This is a genomic window from Bacillus sp. MYb209 (assembly GCF_002975175.1).
Classification (GTDB): Bacteria; Bacillota; Bacilli; order Bacillales; family Bacillaceae_G; genus Bacillus_A.
The window spans coordinates 12,918-37,862 of sequence record NZ_PCNZ01000028.1 but is presented as its reverse complement, the minus strand read 5'-3'; the positions used below and the strand labels follow the sequence as shown (position 1 = coordinate 37,862).

The following is a 24,945-nucleotide window of genomic DNA, read 5'->3' as shown; positions in this document are numbered from 1 at the left end:
GGGTAGTGAACAAAGATTTTTCTCTTCTACTTTTTAAAATGTAAGATTGGGAAAATAATAATGGAAAAGTCGTCATTTTTTTGTTTTACTAAGTAGAGATGAAACGAGTGTGGAGGCAAGCATGAAAATTAAAGAGATTATCGTTGTAGAAGGTAAAGATGATACAGTTGCGATTAAACGTGCTGTTGGTGCGGATACAATCGAAACGAACGGTTCAGCAATCGGTGATCATGTTATTGAGCGAGTTAAATTAGCGCAGCAAAAACGAGGCGTTATTATTTTCACAGATCCGGATTATCCTGGAGAGCGTATTCGAAAAATTATTTCTGACAAGGTTCCTGGATGTAAGCATGCTTTTTTATCGAAGGAAGAAGCACTTGCTAAAAGGAAAAAAGGTGTTGGAATCGAACATGCTTCTAACGAGTCGATTCGCCGTGCTTTAGAGAATATACATGAAGAAATGGAAGCTTACACAAGTGAAATTAGTTGGAGTGATCTAGTCGATGCGGGCTTAGTGGGCGGAGAAATGGCAAAGAGCCGCAGAGAAAGAGTGGGTAAGCTATTAAAGATTGGTTATACAAACGCAAAACAGTTACATAAACGTTTACAAATGTTTCAAGTTTCAAAGGAATCATTTGCAGAAGCTTATAAGCAAGTAATACAGGAGGAAAAAAAATGAAGGATATCGCAACACCAAATCGTACGAAAGACATTGTTGAAAAGTATGGATTTTCATTCAAAAAAAGTTTAGGACAAAATTTTTTAATTGATACAAATGTATTAAATCGTATCGTTGATCACGCAGAAATCGGTTCAGAAAGTGGCGCAATTGAAATTGGACCAGGTATCGGTGCGTTAACAGAGCAATTGGCGAAGCGTGCAAAAAAAGTAGTGGCTTTTGAAATTGATCAGAGATTATTACCAATTTTAGACGAGACGTTAGCTCCATATAGCAACGTTACAGTTATAAATAAAGATGTACTAAAGGCAGATGTACATGAAGTGTTTAGTGAGCAATTTGAAGAAGGACAAGATGTAATGGTAGTAGCTAACTTACCATACTATATTACAACGCCAATTTTATTTAAATTGCTTGAAGAAAAATTACCGGTTCGTGGATTTGTTGTTATGATGCAAAAAGAAGTTGGAGATCGTTTAGCTGCTAAACCCGGAACGAAAGAGTATGGTTCTTTATCAATTGCCATTCAGTATTATACAGAGGTAGAAACAGTTATGACTGTACCGCGTACAGTGTTTGTACCACAACCAAATGTTGATTCTGCGATTATCCGTCTTCTAAAGCGTCCTAAACCAGTTGTAGAAGTGACAGATGAAACTTTCTTCTTTGAAGTAGTACGAGCAAGTTTCGCACAGCGTCGTAAGACTTTAATGAATAATTTATCAAATAATTTAAATGGTTTCCCGAAAGATAAAGAGCTGTTGGATCGAATTTTAACAGAAATAGGAATTGATCCGAAGCGAAGAGGCGAAACGCTATCTATCGAAGAGTTTGCAACATTAAGTAATGCATTAATTCTTCATAAATTGTCATAAGAATATGAAAGGGACAGTTCAACTTGAGCTGTCCCTTTTGTCACCTTTCCTTTCCTAAATTCATACTTTAAAAACAGGTAAGATGGCCTAACGAGTTTGGAGGTAGGAGAATGGCTTTACATGTTGGAGAATTAGTTGAACGATATTCTCATAATAGGGATATTCTTTTTCGTATTATAGAAATAAAAGGCGAGATAGCAATATTATTTGGAGAGGAAATTAGACTTGTGGCGGATGCGCCACTTGCAGATTTAATTAGTATAGATCAACGAGAACATAAAAAAAGAGTGAAGCGTGAAAAAGAAACAATGGAGCGTACTTACCGGTTGTTTCAGCAAGATTACGTGTTGATGAAACAAAGACATGAACATACTTCAACTGGTGGATATACAAGTGAAGTGAATTATTTTCAAATGCCAGGGCGTGTATTGCATATAGATGGAGATCCTTTATATTTGCGCAAGTGCTTAGACTTATATAATAAAATAGGCGTTCCTGTTCAAGGTATTCATTGTAAGGAAACGGAGATGCATGAAAAGGTAGTAGACTTAATAGATCATTTTCGCCCAGACATTTTAGTTATTACAGGACATGATGCATATACAAAGTCAAAAGGAGCTATGGGAGATTTAGCAGCATATAGACATTCTAAACATTTTGTACAGGCCGTTCGAGAAGTGCGAAAAAAGTATCCATCATTAGATCAACTCGTTATTTTTGCTGGGGCTTGTCAATCACACTTTGAGGCGTTGATTCGAGCAGGTGCTAATTTCGCTAGTTCACCGTCTAGAATTAATATTCATGCTCTAGATCCGGTATATGTAGTCGGCAAAGTTAGTTTCACCTCATTTATGGAAAGAGTCAATGTATGGGACGTTGTGCGTAATACAATTACTGGTGAAAAGGGATTAGGCGGAATTGAAACAAGAGGGATTTTACGAACGGGATTACCCTTTCAACATTATGATGAATGAGCAAGGTACATACGTATCTTGCTTTTTTATGTGGAAATGATTTAAATGAATCTGGATAAAAAGCGACAAGAACGTGCAGACTATACAATGATACTTGTACAATATAGTATTTCTTCTATCTATTTGAACGCATAATGCTTTTATAATGATATTGTCTGTAAATTGCGGTTAATAATTGGGATAGATATATCGTGCTTTAAGTGTTCAATCTAAATTACAGCGAGGTGTAGCAAGGTATATGTCAAAACGTTTAGATGAAATTAAAAGCGAATTAGATCACCATCTTGGACAGCGACTTGTGTTAAAGGCGAATAGTGGAAGAAGAAAAACTGTGGAGCAATCGGGTGTGCTTGCAGAAACGTATCGTTCTGTGTTTGTTGTACAGTTAGACCAGCAAGAAGATGCATTACAACGTGTATCTTATAGTTATGCAGATGTTTTAACAGAGACAGTAGAGTTAACATTTTACGATGAACCTCATAATGAAGCATTTTATAATTAATGTGTTATTTGTTACATATATTCCCACAAATGAAACGCTATATTATTTTGCATACTAATTATACCGTAGCAAAATAAGGAGGGACTCTGCATTGAGTAGACGAAGAGGAGTCATGTCAAATCAATTTAAAGAAGAGCTTGCAAAAGAGCTTGGCTTTTATGATGTTGTTCAGAAAGAAGGATGGGGCGGAATTCGTGCGAAAGATGCTGGTAATATGGTGAAACGTGCTATAGAAATTGCAGAACAGCAATTAATGAAACGAAACCAGTAGTTGTAAGATACTTTCTATGCTACGGTAGCCGAGGAGAGATTCCTCGGCTTTTTGCACGCTAAAAGGTGCCATCATTTGACATAAGTAGTTTCATTCTGAGTGCTTTTCGTTATAATTAGGGAAGTGTCATCGTCTTACTATAAATTTATGGTAAAATAAACGATAAAAGATTGAGTACATAGAGTGGGTGAATAGATTGAAGCTACTAGTGAAAGCACCAGCAAAGATTAATCTGTCGTTAGATGTACTGGGAAAAAGGCAAGATGGATATCATGAAGTGAAAATGATTATGACAACGATCGACTTAGCAGATCGTTTAGAGCTAATGGAATTAGCAGAAGACCGTATTGAAATTTTGTCCCATAATCGGTATGTCCCAGACGACCAACGCAATTTAGCTTATCAAGCAGCGAAATTATTAAAAGGGAAGTTTAATGTAAAAAAAGGTGTATCTATTACTATTGAAAAAACGATTCCAGTAGCCGCAGGATTAGCAGGTGGAAGTAGTGATGCAGCAGCGACATTACGTGGCCTTAATAAGTTATGGAATTTAGGGCTGACAATTGAGGAATTAGCAGAGCTTGGCGCAGAAATTGGGTCAGATGTATCGTTCTGTGTATATGGCGGAACTGCAATTGCCACTGGAAGAGGAGAAAAAATTGAACATATAAAGACTCCACCTTCTTGTTGGGTTATTTTGGCAAAGCCCCACATCGGTGTATCTACTGCTGATGTGTACGGAAATTTAAAATTAAATCGTGTTACACATCCAAATGTAGATAAAATGGTTGAAGTCATTAATGACGGGGACTATAAGGGGATTTGTGATACTGTTGGTAACGTTTTAGAAGATGTTACGTTTGTGATGCATCCTGAGGTTGCACGTATTAAGGCGCAGATGAAACGATTCGGTGCGGATGCCGTATTAATGAGTGGAAGTGGTCCAACTGTATTTGGTCTTGTGCACCATGATTCGCGAATGCATCGTATATATAACGGATTAAAAGGATTTTGCGAGCAAGTATATGCAGTTCGTTTATTAGGAGAGCGAGAAACGCTTGAATAAAGACGTATAATACGTTATGATTTGTTTAGAATATTCGTGATTTGAGGTGAGAGTATGAAAATTAGACGAAGTACAAGATTGGTCGATATGACTTATTACTTGTTACAAAATCCTCGTCAGCTAGTTTCTCTCACTTTTTTTGCTGAAAGGTATCAATCAGCTAAATCTTCCATTAGTGAAGATCTAGTTATTATTAAGCAAACGTTTGAACAACAAGGGGTCGGCACATTGCAAACGATACCAGGAGCAGCAGGAGGAGTGAAATATATTCCCTATATAAGTGAAGAAGAGGCGAATCTGATTATTAATGAGCTTTGTAGCTTATTTGAAAACCCAGACCGTATTTTGCCTGGCGGTTACTTATATATGACGGATCTTTTAAGTAATCCTCGCCAGATTAATGGCGCAGGTCGTTTATTTGCTTCTGTTTTTGCTAGGCAGTCAATTGATGCGGTTATGACGGTAGCGACAAAAGGAATTCCGCTTGCTTATGCAGTAGCGAACTACTTAGATGTACCGGTAGTAATTGCGAGAAAAGATAATAAGGTAACAGAAGGCCCCACTGTTAGTATTAACTATGTATCAGGTTCCTCTAAGCGAATCCAAACGATGACTTTAGCAAAGCGTAGCCTTCCAGAAGGGTCCAATGTTTTAATTATTGATGACTTTATGAAAGCTGGCGGAACCATTCAAGGTATGATGAGCATGCTAGAAGAGTTTAAAGCTAATGTTGTTGGGATTGGCGTATTAGTAGAGTCTACGGATATTGAAGAAAGACTTATTAATAACTTTGTATCATTAATTCGTCTGTCAGAAGTTGATGTGAAAGAAAAAGCGATTCAAGTGGAAAAGGGGAATTATGCACTTGCACCATTTGATAAAGGGCTTGTAGAGGCTGAGTAAAAAGGTAAAGCAGATAGCTTTACCTTTTTTTATTCCTATTTATAAATTACAAAATAGATGGACAAACTGCCTTTGGTACACTATTTTTAAAGAGTAAAAATAAATAATAAAAGGGTGAAAAGTATGAAAGTTGTTCAAACAAGCAAAGCACCACAGGCAATCGGACCATATTCACAAGGGATTATTGTAAATAATATGTTCTATAGTTCAGGACAAATTCCGTTAACGGCAAGTGGAGAACTTGTAACAGGAGATGTAACAGTACAAACAGAGCAAGTATTTGAAATTTTACAAGCGGTATTAGCAGAAGCAGGTGCTTCATTTGATACCGTGGTAAAAACAACAGTATTCTTAAAGGATATGGATGATTTTAATGCTGTTAATGAAGTATACGGTTCTTATTTCTCTACTCATAAACCAGCGCGTTCTTGTGTACAAGTAGCAAAATTACCGAAAGATGTTTCTGTTGAAATCGAAGTAATTGCCCTAGTTAAGTAACTCTTTGTAAGCGATAACCTCTACTAATCCTTATATTCAACTACAATAAAAATTTTTATCTTAAAAATTTTTAAAAAATTAAAGGGAAAATAGAAATTTTGTGGAATTTATACAAATATATCGCTTATTTAGAAAAGGGTGGTGAACACAAGATGGAAGTGACTGACGTAAGATTACGCCGCGTAAACACAGAAGGCCGCATGAGAGCAATTGCCTCTATTACTCTAGACCATGAATTTGTTGTTCATGATATTCGTGTAATTGATGGTAATAATGGATTATTTGTAGCAATGCCAAGTAAACGTACTCCAGATGGAGAATTCCGTGACATTGCACATCCAATTAATTCTAATACACGCTCTAAAATTCAAGATGCGGTTTTAACAGAGTATCACCGTTTAGGCGAGTTAGAAGAGGTTGAGTTTGAAGAAGCAGGCGCTTCGTAAAATTCGAATGAAAAGGGCTTTTGAAAGAAAGCCTTATAATTTTGTAGCAAACTCCTGTAAGCATTTACAGGAGTTTGTTTTTTTGAATAATACATGTTTCTAATTATAAAAATTCATATTTTGAAAAAATAAAGATGAAAAACTTCTAATTTTTTCAAAATCATTTAAAATAGTATAGCTTATTCCTTAAAAAAGATACTAAAGAGTAAAACATCTTATAAGAATTATGGTAAAATTTAATAGTTATAATGTGTTTCTTGAAATATATGATGATTTAGGATAATATCGTTAATGGATAAATAGGTTGCGATGGAGGGTCTATATGTCAAACAGATTTGCAGTGATTCTAGCTGCAGGTAAAGGCACACGTATGAAGTCCAAGCTATACAAAGTGCTGCATCCTGTATGTGGAAAACCAATGGTACAACATGTAGTCAATGAAGTATCTCAATTAGGATTGCAGAAACTTGTAACAGTCGTTGGACATGGTGCTGAAAAGGTACAAGAACAGCTAGGAAATGTAAGTGAGTTTGCATTACAAGCAGAACAACTTGGTACAGCTCATGCTGTCGATCAAGCTGCAAGTGTACTTGCAAATGAAGAAGGAACAACTTTAGTTATTTGTGGTGATACACCTCTAATAACTGCTGAAACGATGGAAGCATTGCTTCAGCAACACGAAGAAGCGGGGGCAATGGCGACGGTACTAACAGCGTACATAGAAGAGCCTGCTGGATATGGCCGTATCGTTCGTAATGAGAATGGTCATGTTGAAAAGATTGTTGAGCATAAGGATGCAAATGAAAAAGAATTAGCTATTAAAGAAATCAATACAGGTACGTATTGTTTTGATAATAAAGCTTTATTTGCTTCACTTTCTAAAGTTTCAAATGATAATGTACAGGGCGAATATTACCTTCCGGACGTTATTGAAATTTTAAAAAATGAAGGTCATATTGTATCAGCTTATCAAACAGAGCACTTCGATGAAACGTTAGGTGTTAACGACAGAGTCGCTCTATCGCAAGCGGAAATTATTATGAAAAATCGTATCAACCGAAAGAACATGGTAAATGGTGTTACAATTATTGATCCAAGTAACACATACATTTCTGCGGATGCAATTATTGGTAGTGATACAGTTCTTCACCCAGGAACGGTTATTGAGGGTAACGCTGTAATTGGTTCTGATTGTGAAATTGGACCGCATACAGTAATTCGCGATAGTGAAATTGGAGATCGTACGGTAATTCGTCAATCTACTGTACATGACAGCAAACTTGGTACAGAAGTATCGGTTGGTCCATTTGCACATATTCGCCCAGATTCAGTTATTGGAGATGAAGTGCGCGTTGGAAACTTCGTAGAAATCAAAAAAACTGTTTTTGGTAATAGAAGTAAAGCTTCACACTTAAGTTATATCGGGGATGCACAAGTTGGAGAAGACGTGAATCTTGGCTGTGGTTCAATTACGGTGAACTACGACGGCAAGAATAAATTTAAAACTGTAATTGGTAACGGGGTATTTATTGGATGTAATTCAAACCTTGTTGCTCCTGTAACAGTTGAAGATGGTGCTTATGTGGCAGCAGGCTCTACAATAACAGAGAATGTTCCATCAAAAGCATTATCAGTAGCACGTGCACGTCAAGTTAACAAAGAAGACTATGTTGATCAATTGCTGAATAAGAAAAAATCATAATGTGGAGGGTTAATCTAGATGTCGACTCAATATCTAAATTCTAATTTGAAAGTATTCTCTTTAAACTCTAATAAGGAACTTGCTGAGCAAATCGCAAAGCATATTGGAGTAGGACTAGGAAAATGTTCTGTTGATCGTTTTAGTGATGGAGAAGTTCAAATTAACATCGAAGAAAGTATCCGTGGTTGCGATGTATTCATTATTCAATCTACAAGCTTCCCAGTAAACGAGCATATCATGGAATTACTTATTATGATTGATGCATTAAAACGTGCATCTGCAAAAACAATTAATATTGTTATTCCTTACTATGGTTATGCGCGTCAAGACCGTAAAGCGCGTTCTCGTGAACCAATTACATCGAAACTTGTAGCAAACTTGCTTGAAACAGCAGGTGCAACTCGTGTAATCACTCTAGATTTACATGCTCCACAAATTCAAGGATTCTTTGATATCCCGATCGACCACTTAATGGGTGTACCGATTCTTTCAGATTACTTTGAAACAAAAGGCCTTAAAGATATCGTAATCGTATCTCCTGATCACGGTGGTGTAACTCGTGCTAGAAAAATGGCGGATCGCCTAAAAGCGCCAATCGCTATTATTGATAAGCGTCGTCCTCGTCCGAATGTATCAGAGGTAATGAACATTATCGGTAACATCGAAGGCAAAACAGCAATTTTAATTGATGACATCATTGATACAGCTGGTACAATTACATTAGCGGCAAACGCTCTTGTTGAGAACGGTGCTTCTGAAGTATATGCTTGCTGTACACACCCAGTATTATCTGGTCCAGCAATTGAGCGTATTCAAAATTCGAATATTAAAGAGTTAGTTGTAACGAACTCTATCGTATTACCAGAAGAGAAGAAAATTGATAAAGTACATGAACTTTCAGTTGCTCCATTAATCGGAGAAGCAATCATTCGTGTATACGAAGAAGAATCTGTAAGTGTATTATTCAATTAATTGGATAGAATGAGACGTAACCAAGCTTGGTTACGTCTTTTCGTATCGAAAAAAGAAAGTAGTGGTACAAGAATGAAATTAATAGTAGGACTTGGGAACCCAGGTAGAGAATATGAATTAACAAGGCATAATATTGGATTTATGGCGATCGATGAACTTGCAAAACGTTGGAGTATTTCTTTGAATGAACAAAAATTTAAAGGGGTATTTGGCGCAGGCTTTGTTAATGGGGAAAAAGTAATCTTACTAAAGCCACTTACATATATGAATTTATCTGGGGAAAGTATCCGTCCGCTCATGGATTATTATAAAATTGATGTCGAGGACTTCATTGTTATGTACGATGATTTAGATATTCCTGTAGGTAAATTACGCCTTCGCATGAAAGGTAGTGCGGGTGGACATAATGGTGTGAAATCAACAATTTCGCATTTAGGAACACAAGAATTTCAACGTATCCGCATGGGAATCGATCGTCCGAAAAATGGGATGAAAGTAGTGGATTACGTATTAGGACGTTTTACATCTGAAGAAATATCTGGCGTTAATCAATCCATTGAAAATGCAGCAGATGCATGTGAGGAATGGTTAAATAAACCTTTTCTCCAAATCATGAATACTTTTAATAGTTAAGCGCACAATCTGGAATATTTTATTTTGTTTTATCCCATACTAGTAGCAATTGGATATTTAGGAGGCTAGTATGGAAGGTTATTATTACTGTAGACATTGTGGAAACAATGTGGGCTCCATTATCGCAGAAAAAGTATATAGCGACGTTTTGTTTCAACTAACAGAGCAAGAAGTAGTGGATATGATTCATTTTCATGAGAATGGAAATATATATATAAAAACGATTTGTGAATCGTGTCAAGAAACGCTCGCATCTTATCCAGAGTATTATGAATATGAAAAATTTCTGCAATAAAATGTTGTCGCTTTGGCATGTCCAAAGCATTTTTCTGTTTTCTTTTTCCAAAATATTTGCATAAAATATAGTAACTTGCTCTTTATGTTGAGAGGAGTTTTGAAAATGATAGGTTTATTAGAGCAATTTTATAAAAATGAAGAAATACAATCGGTTATCAATGGGCTAGAAGATGGGTTGAAAGAACAACTTGTATCGGGTATGGCAACATCCTCTCGGTCATTATTAATGGCAGCTTTATATAAAAAAACAAAGCAATCACAACTTATTGTGACGCACAATTTATACCAAGCACAAAAAGTACATGAAGATTTAGTGGCGTTACTTGGTGAAAAAGATGTTTGGCTATATCCGGTAAATGAATTGATAGCATCGGAAGTTGGTGTTGCAAGTCCAGAACTGAAGGCGCAGCGTATTGAAGTGTTAAATCGCTTAGCTGCGGGAGAGAATGGGATTATTGTAGCGCCAGTTGCAGGACTGCGTAGGTTTTTACCAATAAAAGAATTATGGAAGCAAAGGCAAATTGAAATCAATCTAGGGCAAGAGATTGATTTAGATGCACTCTTGCATACCTTACATCATATTGGCTATGAGCGTAAGTCGATGGTAGAAGCTCCAGGAGAGTTTAGTTTGCGCGGGGGAATATTAGATATTTACCCATTAACTGAAGAATTACCATTTCGTATTGAATTCTTTGATACACAGGTTGATTCTATTCGATTATTTGATGTGGAAGAACAGCGCTCTCAAGATAAAAGGGAAAGTGTTCGGTTTGGTCCGGCAACAGAGTTTTTATTTTCACAGGAAGAATTGAAATCGGGAATTAAGCATCTTGAAGAAGGTTTGACTAAGACGATGCAAAAGCTTTCCGATGATAAATTAAAGACTACTGTGCTTGAGACGGTTAGTCATGAAATTGAAATGTTGAAAAACGGGCAAAGTATAGAACAAATGTTTAAATATTTATCTATTTTCTATAAAGAACCTGCTAGTCTGATAGATTATTTACCAGAAAACGGTGTTGTAATTTTAGATGAGATTTCCCGTATTCAAGAAACAGCATCACATCTTGAAACAGAAGAAGCGGAATGGTATATCTCACTTCTTGGCGAAGGAACAATTATTCAGGATTTATCTTTCTCCCACTCGTTTGAGGAGTTTCTTCATAATAAAAAAAGAAGTTTTGTATATTTAACGTTATTCTTACGCCATATAGCACACACACATCCTCAAAATATTGTGAATGTGACATGTAAAACGATGCAAGATTTCCACGGACAGATGCAGTTGTTAAAAACTGAAATTGATAGATGGAATGAAGGGCATTTTACGACTGTTGTGCTTGGAACAGATGATGAACGTGTAAAAAAACTCCAACATATTTTAAGTGATTATGATATTGATGCAGACATTGTAGAGGCCACAGATATCTTATTGCCTGGAAGGTTACAAATTGCTGTAGGCGATTTACATGCAGGCTTTGAAATGCCGATGCAAAAGTTTGTTGTCATTACTGAAAAGGAGCTTTTTCATAAGAAAGTTAAAAAATCACAACGTAAGCAAAAGTTATCTAACGCTGAACGGATTAAAAGTTATTCGGAATTAAAAGTTGGAGACCATGTAGTTCATGTAAATCATGGTATAGGTAAATTTTTAGGTATTGAGACATTAGAGATTAATGGTGTTCATAAAGATTATTTAAATATTAAATATCAAGGTAATGATAAGTTATACGTTCCAATTGAACAAATTGATCAAGTGCAAAAATACGTAGGGTCTGAAGGTAAGGATCCAAAAGTTTATAAATTAGGCGGAAATGATTGGAAGAAGGTCAAAACGAAAGTTGAAAAATCTGTACAAGACATTGCAGATGACCTAATTAAATTATATGCCGAGCGTGAAGCTTCGAAAGGTTATGCATATACACCAGATACGGCAGAACAACAAGAATTTGAATCTTCTTTCCCATATCAAGAGACAGAGGATCAACTACGTTCTATTGAAGAGATTAAGAAAGATATGGAACGCGGACGTCCGATGGATAGGCTTCTTTGTGGCGACGTAGGATATGGAAAGACTGAAGTAGCTATTCGTGCGGCATTTAAAGCAATTATGGATGAAAAACAAGTTGCGATTTTAGTACCGACAACAATCCTTGCACAACAACACTATGAAACAATTCGAGAGCGTTTTCAAGATTACCCAATTAATATAGGGTTACTAAGTAGATTCCGCACACGAAAACAACAAAATGAAACGATTAAGGGTTTAAAAGATGGAACGGTGGATATTGTAATCGGAACGCATCGTATTTTATCTAAAGATGTTACGTATAAAGATTTAGGACTTCTTATTATTGATGAAGAACAAAGATTCGGCGTTACGCATAAAGAAAAAATTAAACAATTGAAAGCAAATGTTGACGTGTTAACATTAACGGCAACTCCGATTCCACGTACACTTCATATGTCTATGCTTGGTGTGCGCGATTTATCTGTTATTGAGACACCACCAGAGAATCGTTTCCCAGTACAAACATATGTAGTAGAGTATAATCCAGCATTAATGCGAGAAGCGATAGAGCGAGAGTTGGCAAGAGGCGGTCAAATTTACTTCCTATATAACCGTGTGGAGGATATTGAAAGAAAAGCAGATGAAATTTCGATGTTAGTTCCAGATGCTCGTGTAACATACGCACATGGGAAAATGAATGAAGGTGAATTAGAGGCTGTTATGCTATCGTTTTTAGAAGGGCAGCATGATGTTCTTGTAAGTACAACAATTATCGAGACGGGTGTAGATATTCCGAATGTAAATACATTAATTGTATTTGATGCAGATCGTATGGGATTATCGCAGTTGTATCAGCTCCGTGGGCGTGTTGGACGTTCTAATCGCGTCGCATATGCCTATTTTGCATACAAACGTGATAAAGTGTTATCGGAAGTTGCAGAGAGGCGTCTACAGGCAATTAAAGAGTTTACAGAGCTTGGATCTGGTTTCAAAATTGCGATGAGAGACTTATCAATTCGTGGTGCGGGTAATTTGTTAGGGGCAGAACAACATGGATTTATTGATTCTGTCGGATTTGATCTATATTCTCAAATGTTAAAAGATGCAATTGAGCAACGTAGAGGAACAGATGGAGTTGAAAATACCGTTAATGTTGAAATTGATTTAGAAGTGGATGCATATTTACCGGATGCGTATATTTCAGATAGTAAACAAAAAATTATGATGTATAAACAATTTAGAGGTATTTCTGCAATTGAAGATATTGAAGAGTTGCAGGAAGAGATGATCGACAGATTTGGTGATTACCCACAAGAAGTTGGTTATTTATTACAAATTGCAAACATTAAAGTGTTGGCGATGAAAGAACAAATTGAGTTAATTAAGCAAAATAAATTTGAAGTAACATTCCTGTTTTCTGAACAAGCGAGCCAAAATATAGATGGTGGAAAATTATTCATGCTAGGAAGTAGTTTTGGTCGTATGATCGGTCTTGGTATGGAGGGGGCACAATTGAAAATTGTGATGAAAACGAATGGATTAGAGACATCGAAATGGTTAACAATTGCTGAAAATTTATTAAAAGGCTTACCAGATGTAAAAAAAGAAGTAATAAATGCCTAATATAAGATAAAAAATACAATTCGACGTGCATAGAAGAACTAATGTGTAAAATACTATGTTTAACAGTTGGTGATTTTTACATGAACAGGTAAATTCACCACTTTGATCATCAGTAGAAAGTGAGGCAGCATTAGAATGAAAGCAACTGGAATCGTACGTCGAATTGATGATTTAGGTAGGGTAGTAATTCCAAAGGAAATTCGTAGAACTTTACGTATTCGTGAGGGAGATCCCTTAGAGATTTTTGTTGATCGCGATGGAGAAGTCATTTTGAAAAAATATTCTCCGATTAGTGAATTAGGTAATTTTGCAAAAGAATATACGGAAGCTTTATACGATAGCTTAGGACATAATGTACTTGTATGCGATCGTGATTCTATTATCGCAGTAGCAGGTATATCTAAAAAAGAATACTTAAATAAAAGTGTTGGCGATTTAATTGAGAAGACAATGGAAGAACGTAAATCTGTTATTATGACAGATGAAAGCGAAATTTCAATTATTGATGGAGTAACAGAAAAAGTTAGCTCTTATACAATTGGCTCGATTATTGCAAATGGAGATCCAATCGGAGCTGTCGTTATCTTCTCTAAAGAGGCTATTATAAGTGAAGTAGAGCATAAATCAGTAAATACAGCTGCAAGCTTTTTAGCGAAACAAATGGAGCAGTAGCGAAGTGTAATTTCTATAAGTAGCAATCTTTCCTAATTATGATATTTCTATTTGAGAAATTAACTATTTGGAGATATAAGTATATTGAATGAAGGTAGCGCTTTGCTACCTTTTTTCATTGAATATTTTTGCTGTTGAAAGAAGGCAGTGAATGTAAGGAATATGAAGGAGAGCCAGTTTTTCTTTGTGATATAATACGAGGGGTGAGAATAGAAAAAGGAGTTTTCTTGTATGGAAGCGAAGAAGTACCAAGCCTTTTGGCGTGGGGCTATTATATTAACAATCGCAAGTTTTATTACGAAAGTATTAAGCGCTTTTTACCGTATTCCATATCAAAATATAGCGGGTGATATTGGTTTTTATATTTACCAACAAATTTATCCGTTTTATGGACTTTGTTTAATTTTAGCTACTTATGGGTTTCCTATTATTATTTCAAAAATGGTCGCAGAAAGATTAGAACGAGGAAAACAAAAGGAAGCAGAAGAAATTATTTGTGTATCTTTTTGGTTTTTATTAGGAATTGGCTTTATAGGATTTTTCACATTATTCTTTGGGGCCGAAACAATTGCATCGGCTATGGGTGATATACATTTAGATAAATTATTACGTGTTATTTCGTTTTCATTCCTACTAATGCCATTTTTATCTGTAGCGAGAGGATATTTTCAAGGATTCAATAATATGATGCCGACGGCTGTTTCGCAAGTAATTGAACAAACGATTCGTGTTTCTATTATTGTATTTCTATCACTATTCCTTATTGCTCATGGATTTGATTTATATACAGTTGGTGCGGGTGCTATGCTAGGTTCAATTGCAGGCGGGCTTATTGGGATTATCGTACTTTTACTTTATATGCGTCATGATTTCCAGGCTATTTTCTTTAAAAGTTGGAAGAGAATTGGAGGTAAAAAAAGGATTATTCGAATCCTTTTTTGGCAGGGATTAGCGATTTGTGTTAGTAATTTAGTCCTTATTTTTATACAAATGGCGGATTCTATTTCCTTTTATACCTTACTTATTCGCGCGGGAGAGCAAGTTGAAAATGCAAAGATACTAAAAGGTGTTTATGATAGAAGTATCCCGCTTATGCAATTAGGTACTGTTGTGACAACTTCTTTCTCATTGTCACTTATTCCTATTATTACAGCGGCGAAAGAAAGAGGAGATCTTTCTTTTATTCAAGAAAAGGTAAAATTAGCAATGAAAATAACATTTGTTATTGGATTTGCAGCTGCTATTGGATTAACTTGTATTATTCAACCTACAAATATTATGTTGTTTGAAAATAGTGATGGATCAGATGTGTTATCGATTTTATCTTTATCTATTTTATTTAGTTCATTGTCAATTACAACTGCTTCTATTTTGCAAGGAGTGGGACAAACATTAAAACCAGCAATATTCGTTGTATTTGGAGGTTGTTTGAAGTTAGTTTTAAACTATATATTAATGCCGTATTTTGGTGTAAAGGGAGCTGCAATTGCAACTTTAGTTGCGCTTATTGTAATTGCCTTGCTAAATAGTGTGTTACTTATGCGAACTGTATCGGAGCCACTTATTGATAGGCGGAATGTGTTAGGCGTAGCTATTAGTGGTATCGGTATGGGGTTTGTATTAATAATCTTTATGCGTATGTTGCGAATGTCCGGATTAGTAATGGATACAGGACATAGAGGAATTGCGACGCTTGAAGCGCTGTTAGGTGTAGCTATCGGTGGATTAGCATATATGTTTTTAATTTTAAAATTACGTGTATTTACAAAAGAAGAATTAGGAACCGTTATGAAACAAGAGAAAAAAGAAGGTTCATTGAAGAAGAGTGGATAGAGGTGACTGGTTGTGAGTGGAATCATTACTATTTTAGGATTAGGTGCTGGTGAGTTAGATCAGTTAACGATGGGTGTATATCGAAAGATAAAAGAAGCAGACCGTATGTTTGTTAGAACGAAGGAACATCCAGTTATAGAAGAATTGGAGAAAGAAGGTATAAAGTATACGGCCTTTGATAATGTATATGAGGCACATGATACATTTGAAATCGTATATGAAACAATCGCGAATACATTGCTAGAACAAGCTAAAGGCGCAGAAATTATTTATGCTGTTCCAGGTCATCCGCTTGTAGCAGAAAGAACAGTTCAGCTACTTTTGGAAAAAGGAGAAGTAGCAAATATTGAAGTGCGAATTGAAGGTGGACAAAGTTTCCTTGATCCGATGTTTGCAAGTCTAAAAATTGATCCGATTGAAGGGTTCCAATTAATTGATGCTACATCATTTGAAAGAGGGCAATTAGAATTACGTCAACATTTAATCTTTTGCCAAGTGTATGATGCATTCGTTGCTTCAGATGTGAAGCTAACGTTAATGGAGATTTTGCCAGATGATTACGAACTGTATATCGTAACAGCTGCAGGGACTTCATTCGAGCAAGTGAAAAAGGTACCGTTATACATGTTAGATCATGAAACAGAATTAAATAATTTAACGAGTGTATATATACCGCCAGTTAAGGAACGTGCGTCCTTATATCAGCAGTTTGATGTGCTTAGAGCAATTATTGCTGATCTTCGTGGACCGAACGGTTGCCCATGGGATAAAAAGCAAACTCATCAATCTTTAAAGAAATACTTAATTGAAGAAGCGTATGAAGTGCTAGAAGCGATTGATGAAGAGGATGATGATCATTTAGTAGAAGAACTAGGTGATATATTATTACAAGTTATGCTTCATGCCCAAATTGGAGAGGATGAAGGTTGGTTCTCTATAGATGATATTATTCGGACTTTAGCTGAGAAAATGGTTCGTCGTCATCCGCATGTGTTTGGTGATACGGATGTAAATAATGCTGATGAAGTGATTGCAAATTGGGAAGAAATTAAAAAACAAGAAAAGGGACTTGTGAAAGAGTCTGTTTTAACGGGTATTCCAAAAAGCTTGCCGCAGCTAATGCGTGCTTATGAAATTCAGAAGAAAGCTGGAAAGGTTGGATTTGATTGGGTTGATGTGCAGCCGATGATAGAGAAGGCCTTAGAAGAATGGCAAGAATTCCAACAAGAAGTTGTAAACATGGATGAGGAAAAGATGCTAGGTGAATTTGGTGATTTACTATTTGCATTTGTTAATATAGCTCGTCATTATAAATTAGATCCAGAAGAAGCGTTACGTTCAACTAATGAGAAATTTATGGCTCGCTTTTTATACATGGAAGCAAAAGTAGCTGAAATGAATAAGGAAATGCAAGATTTATCATTAGAACAGTTAGATGTTTTATGGGAAGAGGCAAAACAAACAGAGCGTCAATAGGGGGATTTGATATGCGTCTAGATAAATTTTTGAAAGTATCACGTTTAATTAAAAGAAGAACATTAGCAAAAGAAGTATCTGACCAAGGAAGAATTTCGATTAATGGTCAAGTGGCAAAAGCGAGTTCAGATGTGAAGGTAGAGGATGAATTAACAATTCGTTTCGGTCAAAAAATAGTAACTGTGAAAGTAAATGAATTGAAAGAAACAACTAAAAAAGAAGATGCAGCAAACATGTATAGTATCGTTCGTGAGGAAAAAGTGAAAGCGGAAGAAGGCTTGTTCTAAAATAGGTTATCCCTTCATACATTACTATTAGCTAGTATAAAGCTATGGGGGGATTTTCGTGAATAATGGTTACTCACCTATGTCTTCTAATCAACAAAATGTTTCTGTAGAGCATGATATTATCATGCGTGGCAGGCGTGTAATCGATATTACTGGTGTAAAGCAAGTAGAGAGTTTTGATAGCGAAGAATTTTTACTTGAGACTGTAATGGGTTTTTTAACAATTCGTGGTCAAAATTTGCAAATGAAGAATTTAGATGTAGAAAAGGGTGTTGTATCAATTAAAGGGAAAGTTCATGAGATGCTGTATATTGATGAGAACCAAGGGGAGAAAACTAAAGGCTTCTTTAGTAAGTTGTTTAAATGAGCCTAACAATTCAGTTGTATACAATGCTTTCAATGATTGGAATGGGTGCTTGGATTGGTGCCTCTTTAGATACATATCAACGGTTTTTAAAGCGCCAAGAGCGTAAACGTTGGCTTGTATTTATACAGGATATACTATTTTGGATTGTCCAAGCATTATTCGTTTTTTATGTATTACTGCGTGTGAATGAAGCCGAACTACGTATATATGTATTTTTGGCGTTACTATGTGGTTTTGCAGCATATCAAAGCTTATTGAAAGCACTATACATGAAGATGTTAAATTTTCTCATCTATATTTTTGTACAAACAACACAATTTTTTGTTCGAATTATACAGCTACTCATGATAAAACCTGTTATTATTATAGCGCAGCTATTTATTGCATTTATATTATTCTTATTTCGTATACTGCTTTCAATTGGACATGTGTTATGGAAAATGGTGATTTGGATATTACTTTTCATATGGAAAGTTTTTTTCTCGCCTGTTCGATTTATTGCTTCGCTCATATGGAAACTTCTCCCTAATCGTGTTAAACTTTTTATAATGAAGCATGTAGGGTTCCTGCAATATGTAGCAAAATTGAAGGGACATATCTTCCAATTATGGGAGCGTATAAAAAAGAAGTTAGGGGGACCTCGGAAATGAGGGAACTGAGACAAAGAACAATCGAAAAACAGAGTCCAAATCCTGTTAAAGAACATATAATACAAACGGATGAGAACAGGAAGCGACTTTATCGCCGTTTAGCGGTTTTTCTTGTCTTTGCTTTTACAATTATTGCTAGTGTTAGTGTGACGTTTTATCAACAAAACAGTTCCATTAAAGCAAAAGAAGCAAAAGTTAAGGACATGAAAAAAGAACTGGATTCATTAACGAAAAAAGAAAAGAATCTAAAAGATGAAGTTCAAAAGTTGAATGATGAAGAGTACGTTTTAAAGATTGCTAGAAGGGATTATTTCTTCTCCGGAAAAGGGGAGATAATTTTTCCTGTTTCTAAGTAGAGTATGTCTTATTGACACTACATTTTAGGATTATATATAATAAAGTAAAATTTGACTTTTTAACCACTAAGGAGGAGCATTTTTTTTATGTCAATCGAGGTAGGCAGCAAGTTACAGGGTAAAGTAACAGGTATTACAAATTTTGGGGCTTTTGTGGAGCTGCCAGAAGGCTTAACAGGTCTTGTTCATATTAGTGAAGTTGCTGATAATTATGTGAAAGATATTAACGATCACTTAAAAGTAGGCGACCAAGTAGAAGTAAAAGTTATCAATGTTGAAAAAGATGGCAAAATTGGCCTATCTATTAAGAAAGCGAAAGAACGTGAAAAAACAGAAGGAGATCGTCCACGTGGTGAATACCAACGTGGTGGTGATCAACAACGTTCTGGACGTCCACAACGTAATAATCGTTCTTCCAACAGAGATAACCGCGGTGGCGGTAGCGAACGAGCTCCAAAAGAAACATTTGAGCAAAAGATGGCACGCTTTTTAAAAGATAGTGAAGATCGTTTAACTTCTTTAAAGCGTAACACAGAATCTAAACGTGGTGGCCGTGGCGCACGTCGCGGATAATAAGTCCGTTTAATTCTTAACATATAGAGAGGTACCCAGAGTAATTACTCGGGTACTTTTTTATGTGAGAGAATATATTTTCAAAAAAGTTTTTGAGATGTGTTGACTTTAAAACGTATCTGATGTAAGATACTAATTGTCCGTTAAATACGACGACATGGCGGTGTAGCTCAGCTGGCTAGAGCGTACGGTTCATACCCGTGAGGTCGGGGGTTCGATCCCCTCCGCCGCTATATTTAATTTAACGGCCCGTTGGTCAAGTGGTTAAGACACCGCCCTTTCACGGCGGTAACACGGGTTCGAATCCCGTACGGGTCATCTGAAAAGATCATGCAAATTTGCATGATCTTTTTTTGTTAAATATAAATTAAGACGTACAATACTTCTACAAAATCACCCTATATTTTCTGAACATTCTTTTAACTCGCTTTGAATAAATTAAATACTATGTATATATGTAGATTTATTTCGAATAAAAAGTCGAACGATTATAAAAGTCAAAACTGTTGTTTTGACAAAAATCCCAATAATCATCTTTTATAATAACAGTAATTAAACTATGCAGGTGGTGTTAAAAATATGCCTAAAGCAGGAAGGACTACTATGAATACAAGTGCATTGGCGATGAATGAAAATCAGCTTGGAACAATAAAGTGGACGAGTAAGTTGCGAATGAAGTTTGAACAAGTTTTCTTTAGATGGGGATTCATTATTGCTGTTATTGGTTTTCTTTTGGGACGAGCATATATATTAACAAACATTTTACCGTTTGCATTGCCGTTTTTTGCTGCTGTTTATGTTATGAAGCGAGATAAAATGCCGCTCGCGTTCTTAGCCCTAATGGGGGGAGCACTTTCAGTTTCAATAGATAATTTATTTTTTACTTTTGCATCTATCTTTACCTTCTTTATTTATAATATCTTCTTTAGTCGGTTTACACGTAAAACTGTTGGACTTGTACCATTCCAAGTATTTATCTCCGCATTAACCGCACATTTAGTTGTTGTATATTTTGCACAGCAAACCGTCACCATGTATGATCTGCTCGTCAGTACGATCGAAGCAGGGCTTAGCTTCGTATTAACGATGATATTTTTACAAAGTGTTCCGCTTTTAGTGGAAAGGAAAGGGAAGCAACAAGCGTTAGAAACAGAAGAAATTGTTTGTTTAATTATATTACTAGCATCTGTTTTAACGGGCACAACGGATTGGTTTGTTTATGATGCTTCTATTCAACATATTTTCACTAGATATTTAGTATTAGTATTTGCCTTTATTGCAGGGGCAGCTACAGGGTCCACAGTAGGAGTTGTCACTGGGTTAATATTAAGTTTAGCGAATGTGGCTAGCTTGTCTCAACTTAGTCTCCTTGCCTTTTCAGGATTGCTTGGGGGATTGTTAAAAGAAGGGAAGCGTATAGGAGTTAGTTTAGGTTTATTAATTGGTACAGGCTTAATTACATTATATGTAGACAAGCAAACAAGTATTGTAACAACTTTAATTGAATCTGGTGTAGCGATTGTTTTCTTCTTATTAACACCGAAGCTTGTTATGGATCGTATTGCTAAATTTATGCCGGGTACACAGGAACATTCACAAGATCAACAACAATATTTAAGAAGAGTGCGCGATGTTACAGCAAACAAAATCAATCAATTTGCTAATGTATTTGCTGCTTTGTCAAATAGCTTTTCTGTATACGGGTATGTGGAGGAGGAAGATAAAGAAACAGAAGCTGATTTATTTTTAAGTACAATTACTGCAAAAACATGTCAAACATGCTTTAAGAAGGATCAATGTTGGGTAGTTAATTTTGATAAAACATACGATTATATGAAACAAATAATGAGTGAAACAGAAGAAGGAACGCTGCAGCATAATCGGAAGTTAGTTCGTGAATGGGACAAGCATTGTGTGAGAGGGAAGAAAGTAACAGATTTAGTAGCGGGTGAATTAGATCACTTCTATGAGGGGCAGAAATTAAGAAAACAAATGAAGGAAAATCGTAGAATTGTAGCGGAGCAATTACTAGGTGTATCAAAAGTGATGGAAGATTTCGCTAAGGAGATACAACGAGAAAGAGAGAACCATCAAGCACAGGAGGAGCAAATTTTACAAGCGTTTCGTGATTTCGGTGTCGAAGTGGAGCATGTTGATATTTATTGTTTAGATAGAGGAAGTATTGATATTGAAATGTTGATTCCAGCTGCATCTAATGAACATGGGGAATGCGAGAAGTTGGTTGCTCCAATGCTTTCAGATATTTTAAAAGAGAATATCGTCGTTAAGCATGAAGAGAAATCCTCATATCCAAATGGGCACAGTTTAATATCATTTGGTTCAGCGAAGACGTATTCTCTTGATACAGGATTGGCCACAGCTGCAAAAGGTGGTGGGTTTGTTTCAGGTGATTCCTACGCGATGATGGATTTGAGCGTTGGTAAATATGCACTTGCGATTAGTGATGGTATGGGAAATGGACAAAGGGCTCATATGGAGAGTAGGGAAACGGTAAAATTATTACAAAAGATACTTCAATCAGGTATTGAGGAAGAAATAGCGATTAAGTCCATCAATTCAATCCTTTCTTTAAGGACGACAGAGGAGATGTATACAACGCTTGACTTGGCTATGGTAGATTTACGGGATGCGAGTGCGAAGTTTTTAAAGATTGGATCGACGCCGAGTTTTGTTAAACGCGGAAATAATATTTTGAAAATTGAGGCAAGTAATTTGCCGATGGGAATCATTGAAGATGTTGAAGTTGATGTGGTTGGTGAGCAATTAAAAACGGGTGATCTTCTTATCATGATGAGTGACGGCATTTTTGAGGGAGCGCAACATGTGGAGAATCACGAATTATGGATAAAACGTAAAATTAAAGAACTACAAACAGAGGATCCGCAGGAGATTGCTGATATTATTATGGAAGAAGTGATTCGCTCTGGTGATGGTTATATAAATGATGATATGACTATTGTGGTGGCGAAAGTAAAGAAAAATATGCCGAAGTGGGCTACGATTCCAATAGTAGGAATGCAGGCGCAATAAAATAATCAAAAAAACCTAGGTATCTACCTAGGTTTTTTTGATTAAAAAGGTAATGTGATTACTTTGTTAAATATACAGGAGGGATGTAAGATAAAAATGTGAATTTTGTACATCTTTTTTTTGCACAATGTTTGTAAAAGTTGTACCATTATATACAAGGTAACTAATGTTGTTGTTCTTGTTTAATGAAAGGTGATTGCGAAGTTGAAAGATGCATTTGTTGAAAAAGTAGATGACTTTGTAAAGCAGCATGATGTATTAAAGAAACATTCAACAATTGTTGTAGGGGTTTCTGGTGGACCTGACTCTTTGGCTCTTTTATATTATTTGCTAGAAAAAAGGGTAGAAAAACAGCTCGAAATTGTAGTAGCACATGTGGATCATATGTTTAGAGGTAATGAATCTTATGAGGATCTGCAGTTTGTACAGGATCTTTGCAAAGAGCTAGGAGTTATTTGTGAAACGCTAAGGATTAATGTGTCGCAATATCAACAGCAATATGGAATGAATGCACAAGTTGCTGCTAGAGAATGCAGATATGCATTTTTGGAAAGAATAATGAAGAAATATGATGCGAGATATGTAGCTCTTGGTCACCATGGAGATGATCAAGTAGAAACGATTTTAATGCGCCTTGTACGAGGGAGTACTCCGAAAGGATACGCAGGAATTGCAGTGAAGCGTTCTTTTCATAATGGATATTTAATTAGGCCGTTACTTGGGGTAACTAAGGAAGAAATTGTTGATTACTGTAATAAATTAAAAGTTATTCCACGTATAGATCCGAGTAATAAAAAGGAAGTATATACAAGGAATCGATTACGTAAATATGTCCTCCCTTATTTGAAAGAAGAAAATCCACAAATGCATGAGAAATTTCAAAAATTCAGCGTGCAGATGCAAGAGGATGAGGCTTATTTGCAGGAATTAGCTTTTGAGAAAATGAATAAAGTAATTACAAAAAAAAGCGATAAACAAATTAGCTTATCAATTCCTGCCTTTGAATCCATGTCTATGTCTTTACAAAGAAGAGGGATTCAACTAATATTAAACTATCTTTATGAATATAAGATTCCATCTTCGCTTTCTTCTATACATATTGACAAGGTGATTGAATTTTTTAAGCGGGCACAACCTTCAGGTTCACTAGATTTCCCAGGTGGTTTGAAAATTGTTCGCACATACGAAGAATGTAGTTTTGGATTTAAACAAGAAATTGTTTCTCCTTTTTCGCAAGATTTATCAGTACCTGGGACAATTATATTGCCGAATGGGGATAAATTTGTAACAGAGGTGAGCGAAGATATACCGAGTAACATGAATGAAACAGTATTTGTTGCTAAGTATAATGATATATCGTATCCACTTCGTATTCGGTCTAGGGAAAATGGAGATCGCATGTCAATGCAAGGTATGGTTGGTACAAAAAAGATAAAAGCTGTTTTTATCGAAGCGAAAGTACCGAAAGAAAAAAGAGAAGAATGGCCGATCGTTTGTGACGCAAGTGGAAATATTATTTGGGTGCCCTTGTTGAAACGATCTGCATTTGCTACTTCGAAAGAGATAGCAAAGAAGGGTAAATACATGATTATTCACTACAAAAGCAAGGAGTCTTCCGGGAGGATAATGAAATGATGAATCAAGATATCGAAAAAGTATTAATTTCTGAAGAACAAATACAGGAAAAGGTGCACGAACTAGGTGCAGTTATTGCAGAGGATTACAAAAATACAGTACCTCTTGCGATTGGTGTACTAAAGGGCGCAATGCCATTTATGGCAGATTTATTAAAGAGAACAGATACATATCTTGAAATGGATTTTATGGCTGTATCTAGCTACGGTCACTCTACAGTTTCGACAGGCGAAGTAAAAATCTTAAAAGATCTTGATACTTCTGTAGAAGGTCGCGATATTTTAATCGTTGAAGATATTATTGATAGCGGTCTTACACTAAGCTATTTAGTAGACCTGTTTAAATATCGTAAAGCGAAATCTGTAAAGATTGTTACGTTATTAGATAAGCCAACAGGCCGTAAGGTTGATCTGAAAGCAGATTATGTTGGATTTACTGTTCCTCATGAATTTGTTGTAGGATATGGATTAGATTATAAAGAGCAATACCGTAATCTTCCTTATGTAGGAGTATTAAAACCAAGTGTTTACTCAAATTAATTAAATATAGGCGTTACAATTGTATAGGGAATTTTTTCTATGTTACGATTTACT

Annotated in this window: 25 protein-coding genes and 2 tRNA genes; all 27 read left to right on the top strand. The window is 35.8% G+C overall.

Features of this window, described 5'->3' with window-relative positions; genetic code table 11:
- The first annotated feature begins 121 nt into the window (after positions 1-121).
- The 27 genes from rnmV (at position 122) to hpt (ending at position 24,891) form a co-directional block, all read left to right on the top strand.
- Positions 122-679: a ribonuclease M5 gene (rnmV, locus tag CQZ94_RS25590; RefSeq protein WP_105587680.1), complete on the top strand. Its 558-nt coding sequence runs from the start codon at positions 122-124 to the stop codon at positions 677-679.
- Positions 676-1,554, top strand: coding sequence for a 16S rRNA (adenine(1518)-N(6)/adenine(1519)-N(6))-dimethyltransferase RsmA (gene rsmA / locus CQZ94_RS25585; RefSeq protein WP_105587678.1), 879 nt, complete (start codon positions 676-678; stop codon positions 1,552-1,554). Before rnmV ends, rsmA begins: the two co-directional genes overlap by 4 nt.
- 110 nt (positions 1,555-1,664) lie before the next feature.
- Positions 1,665-2,528, top strand: a complete 864-nt coding sequence (gene yabG / locus CQZ94_RS25580) for a sporulation peptidase YabG (protein WP_105587677.1) — start codon at positions 1,665-1,667, stop codon at positions 2,526-2,528.
- Positions 2,529-2,766: 238 nt separating this feature from the next.
- Positions 2,767-3,030, top strand: a complete 264-nt coding sequence (gene veg / locus CQZ94_RS25575; RefSeq protein WP_002107294.1) for a biofilm formation stimulator Veg — start codon at positions 2,767-2,769, stop codon at positions 3,028-3,030.
- A 91-nt stretch (positions 3,031-3,121) separates the two neighbouring features.
- Positions 3,122-3,301 (top strand): acid-soluble spore protein SspF, encoded by a 180-nt coding sequence (gene sspF, locus CQZ94_RS25570; RefSeq protein WP_002094215.1) that lies wholly within the window; start codon positions 3,122-3,124, stop codon positions 3,299-3,301.
- 196 nt (positions 3,302-3,497) lie between these two features.
- Entirely contained in the window at positions 3,498-4,367 is an 870-nt protein-coding gene (ispE, locus tag CQZ94_RS25565) for a 4-(cytidine 5'-diphospho)-2-C-methyl-D-erythritol kinase (protein WP_142395934.1), read from the top strand.
- A gap of 54 nt (positions 4,368-4,421) precedes the next feature.
- The gene (purR, locus tag CQZ94_RS25560) at positions 4,422-5,270 is read left to right on the top strand and encodes a pur operon repressor (protein ID WP_105587674.1); all 849 of its coding nucleotides are present in this window, start codon (positions 4,422-4,424) and stop codon (positions 5,268-5,270) included.
- A 123-nt stretch (positions 5,271-5,393) separates the two neighbouring features.
- Positions 5,394-5,768: a RidA family protein gene (locus CQZ94_RS25550; protein WP_105587672.1), complete on the top strand. Its 375-nt coding sequence runs from the start codon at positions 5,394-5,396 to the stop codon at positions 5,766-5,768.
- 152 nt (positions 5,769-5,920) lie between these two features.
- Positions 5,921-6,214, top strand: coding sequence for a septation regulator SpoVG (spoVG, locus tag CQZ94_RS25545; protein WP_000454042.1), 294 nt, complete (start codon positions 5,921-5,923; stop codon positions 6,212-6,214).
- A gap of 322 nt (positions 6,215-6,536) precedes the next feature.
- A complete protein-coding gene (gene glmU, locus CQZ94_RS25540) occupies positions 6,537-7,916 on the top strand; it encodes a bifunctional UDP-N-acetylglucosamine diphosphorylase/glucosamine-1-phosphate N-acetyltransferase GlmU (RefSeq protein ID WP_105587671.1) in 1,380 nt (459 codons plus the stop codon).
- Between the two features lie 18 nt (positions 7,917-7,934).
- A complete protein-coding gene (locus tag CQZ94_RS25535; protein WP_000107420.1) occupies positions 7,935-8,888 on the top strand; it encodes a ribose-phosphate diphosphokinase in 954 nt (317 codons plus the stop codon).
- Positions 8,889-8,960: 72 nt separating this feature from the next.
- On the top strand, positions 8,961-9,521 hold the full coding sequence (pth, locus tag CQZ94_RS25530) for an aminoacyl-tRNA hydrolase (protein WP_002144538.1): 561 nt from the start codon (positions 8,961-8,963) through the stop codon (positions 9,519-9,521).
- A gap of 70 nt (positions 9,522-9,591) precedes the next feature.
- Positions 9,592-9,816 carry an anti-sigma-F factor Fin family protein gene (locus CQZ94_RS25525; RefSeq protein WP_002174557.1) on the top strand — a complete coding sequence of 75 codons (225 nt, stop codon included), beginning with the start codon at positions 9,592-9,594 and terminating at the stop codon, positions 9,814-9,816.
- A 105-nt stretch (positions 9,817-9,921) separates the two neighbouring features.
- Positions 9,922-13,452: a transcription-repair coupling factor gene (gene mfd / locus CQZ94_RS25520; RefSeq protein WP_105587669.1), complete on the top strand. Its 3,531-nt coding sequence runs from the start codon at positions 9,922-9,924 to the stop codon at positions 13,450-13,452.
- 135 nt (positions 13,453-13,587) lie between these two features.
- Positions 13,588-14,124: a stage V sporulation protein T gene (spoVT, locus tag CQZ94_RS25515; protein ID WP_105587668.1), complete on the top strand. Its 537-nt coding sequence runs from the start codon at positions 13,588-13,590 to the stop codon at positions 14,122-14,124.
- Positions 14,125-14,355: 231 nt separating this feature from the next.
- Complete coding sequence (locus tag CQZ94_RS25510; protein ID WP_105587666.1) at positions 14,356-15,957, top strand: putative polysaccharide biosynthesis protein; 1,602 nt, start codon at positions 14,356-14,358, stop codon at positions 15,955-15,957.
- 12 nt (positions 15,958-15,969) lie between these two features.
- Positions 15,970-17,433 carry a bifunctional methyltransferase/pyrophosphohydrolase YabN gene (yabN, locus tag CQZ94_RS25505; RefSeq protein ID WP_105587665.1) on the top strand — a complete coding sequence of 488 codons (1,464 nt, stop codon included), beginning with the start codon at positions 15,970-15,972 and terminating at the stop codon, positions 17,431-17,433.
- Positions 17,434-17,444: 11 nt separating this feature from the next.
- Positions 17,445-17,720: an RNA-binding S4 domain-containing protein gene (locus tag CQZ94_RS25500; protein ID WP_105587663.1), complete on the top strand. Its 276-nt coding sequence runs from the start codon at positions 17,445-17,447 to the stop codon at positions 17,718-17,720.
- A 58-nt stretch (positions 17,721-17,778) separates the two neighbouring features.
- Entirely contained in the window at positions 17,779-18,087 is a 309-nt protein-coding gene (gene yabP, locus CQZ94_RS25495) for a sporulation protein YabP (RefSeq protein ID WP_001059101.1), read from the top strand.
- Positions 18,084-18,737, top strand: coding sequence for a spore cortex biosynthesis protein YabQ (gene yabQ / locus CQZ94_RS25490; RefSeq protein ID WP_002107301.1), 654 nt, complete (start codon positions 18,084-18,086; stop codon positions 18,735-18,737). The genes yabP and yabQ overlap by 4 nt, the downstream gene beginning before the upstream one ends.
- The gene (gene divIC / locus CQZ94_RS25485) at positions 18,734-19,093 is read left to right on the top strand and encodes a cell division protein DivIC (RefSeq protein ID WP_105587662.1); all 360 of its coding nucleotides are present in this window, start codon (positions 18,734-18,736) and stop codon (positions 19,091-19,093) included. The genes yabQ and divIC overlap by 4 nt, the downstream gene beginning before the upstream one ends.
- 87 nt (positions 19,094-19,180) lie before the next feature.
- Positions 19,181-19,666, top strand: a complete 486-nt coding sequence (locus CQZ94_RS25480; RefSeq protein WP_105587660.1) for a S1 domain-containing RNA-binding protein — start codon at positions 19,181-19,183, stop codon at positions 19,664-19,666.
- 159 nt (positions 19,667-19,825) lie between these two features.
- A tRNA-Met gene (locus CQZ94_RS25475) sits at positions 19,826-19,899 on the top strand.
- Between the two features lie 13 nt (positions 19,900-19,912).
- A tRNA-Glu gene (locus CQZ94_RS25470) sits at positions 19,913-19,984 on the top strand.
- Between the two features lie 261 nt (positions 19,985-20,245).
- On the top strand, positions 20,246-22,717 hold the full coding sequence (spoIIE, locus tag CQZ94_RS25465) for a stage II sporulation protein E (RefSeq protein WP_142395933.1): 2,472 nt from the start codon (positions 20,246-20,248) through the stop codon (positions 22,715-22,717).
- 204 nt (positions 22,718-22,921) lie between these two features.
- Positions 22,922-24,352 carry a tRNA lysidine(34) synthetase TilS gene (gene tilS, locus CQZ94_RS25460; RefSeq protein ID WP_105587658.1) on the top strand — a complete coding sequence of 477 codons (1,431 nt, stop codon included), beginning with the start codon at positions 22,922-22,924 and terminating at the stop codon, positions 24,350-24,352.
- Positions 24,349-24,891, top strand: coding sequence for a hypoxanthine phosphoribosyltransferase (hpt, locus tag CQZ94_RS25455; protein ID WP_002124550.1), 543 nt, complete (start codon positions 24,349-24,351; stop codon positions 24,889-24,891). Before tilS ends, hpt begins: the two co-directional genes overlap by 4 nt.
- The last annotated feature ends 54 nt before the right edge of the window (positions 24,892-24,945 follow it).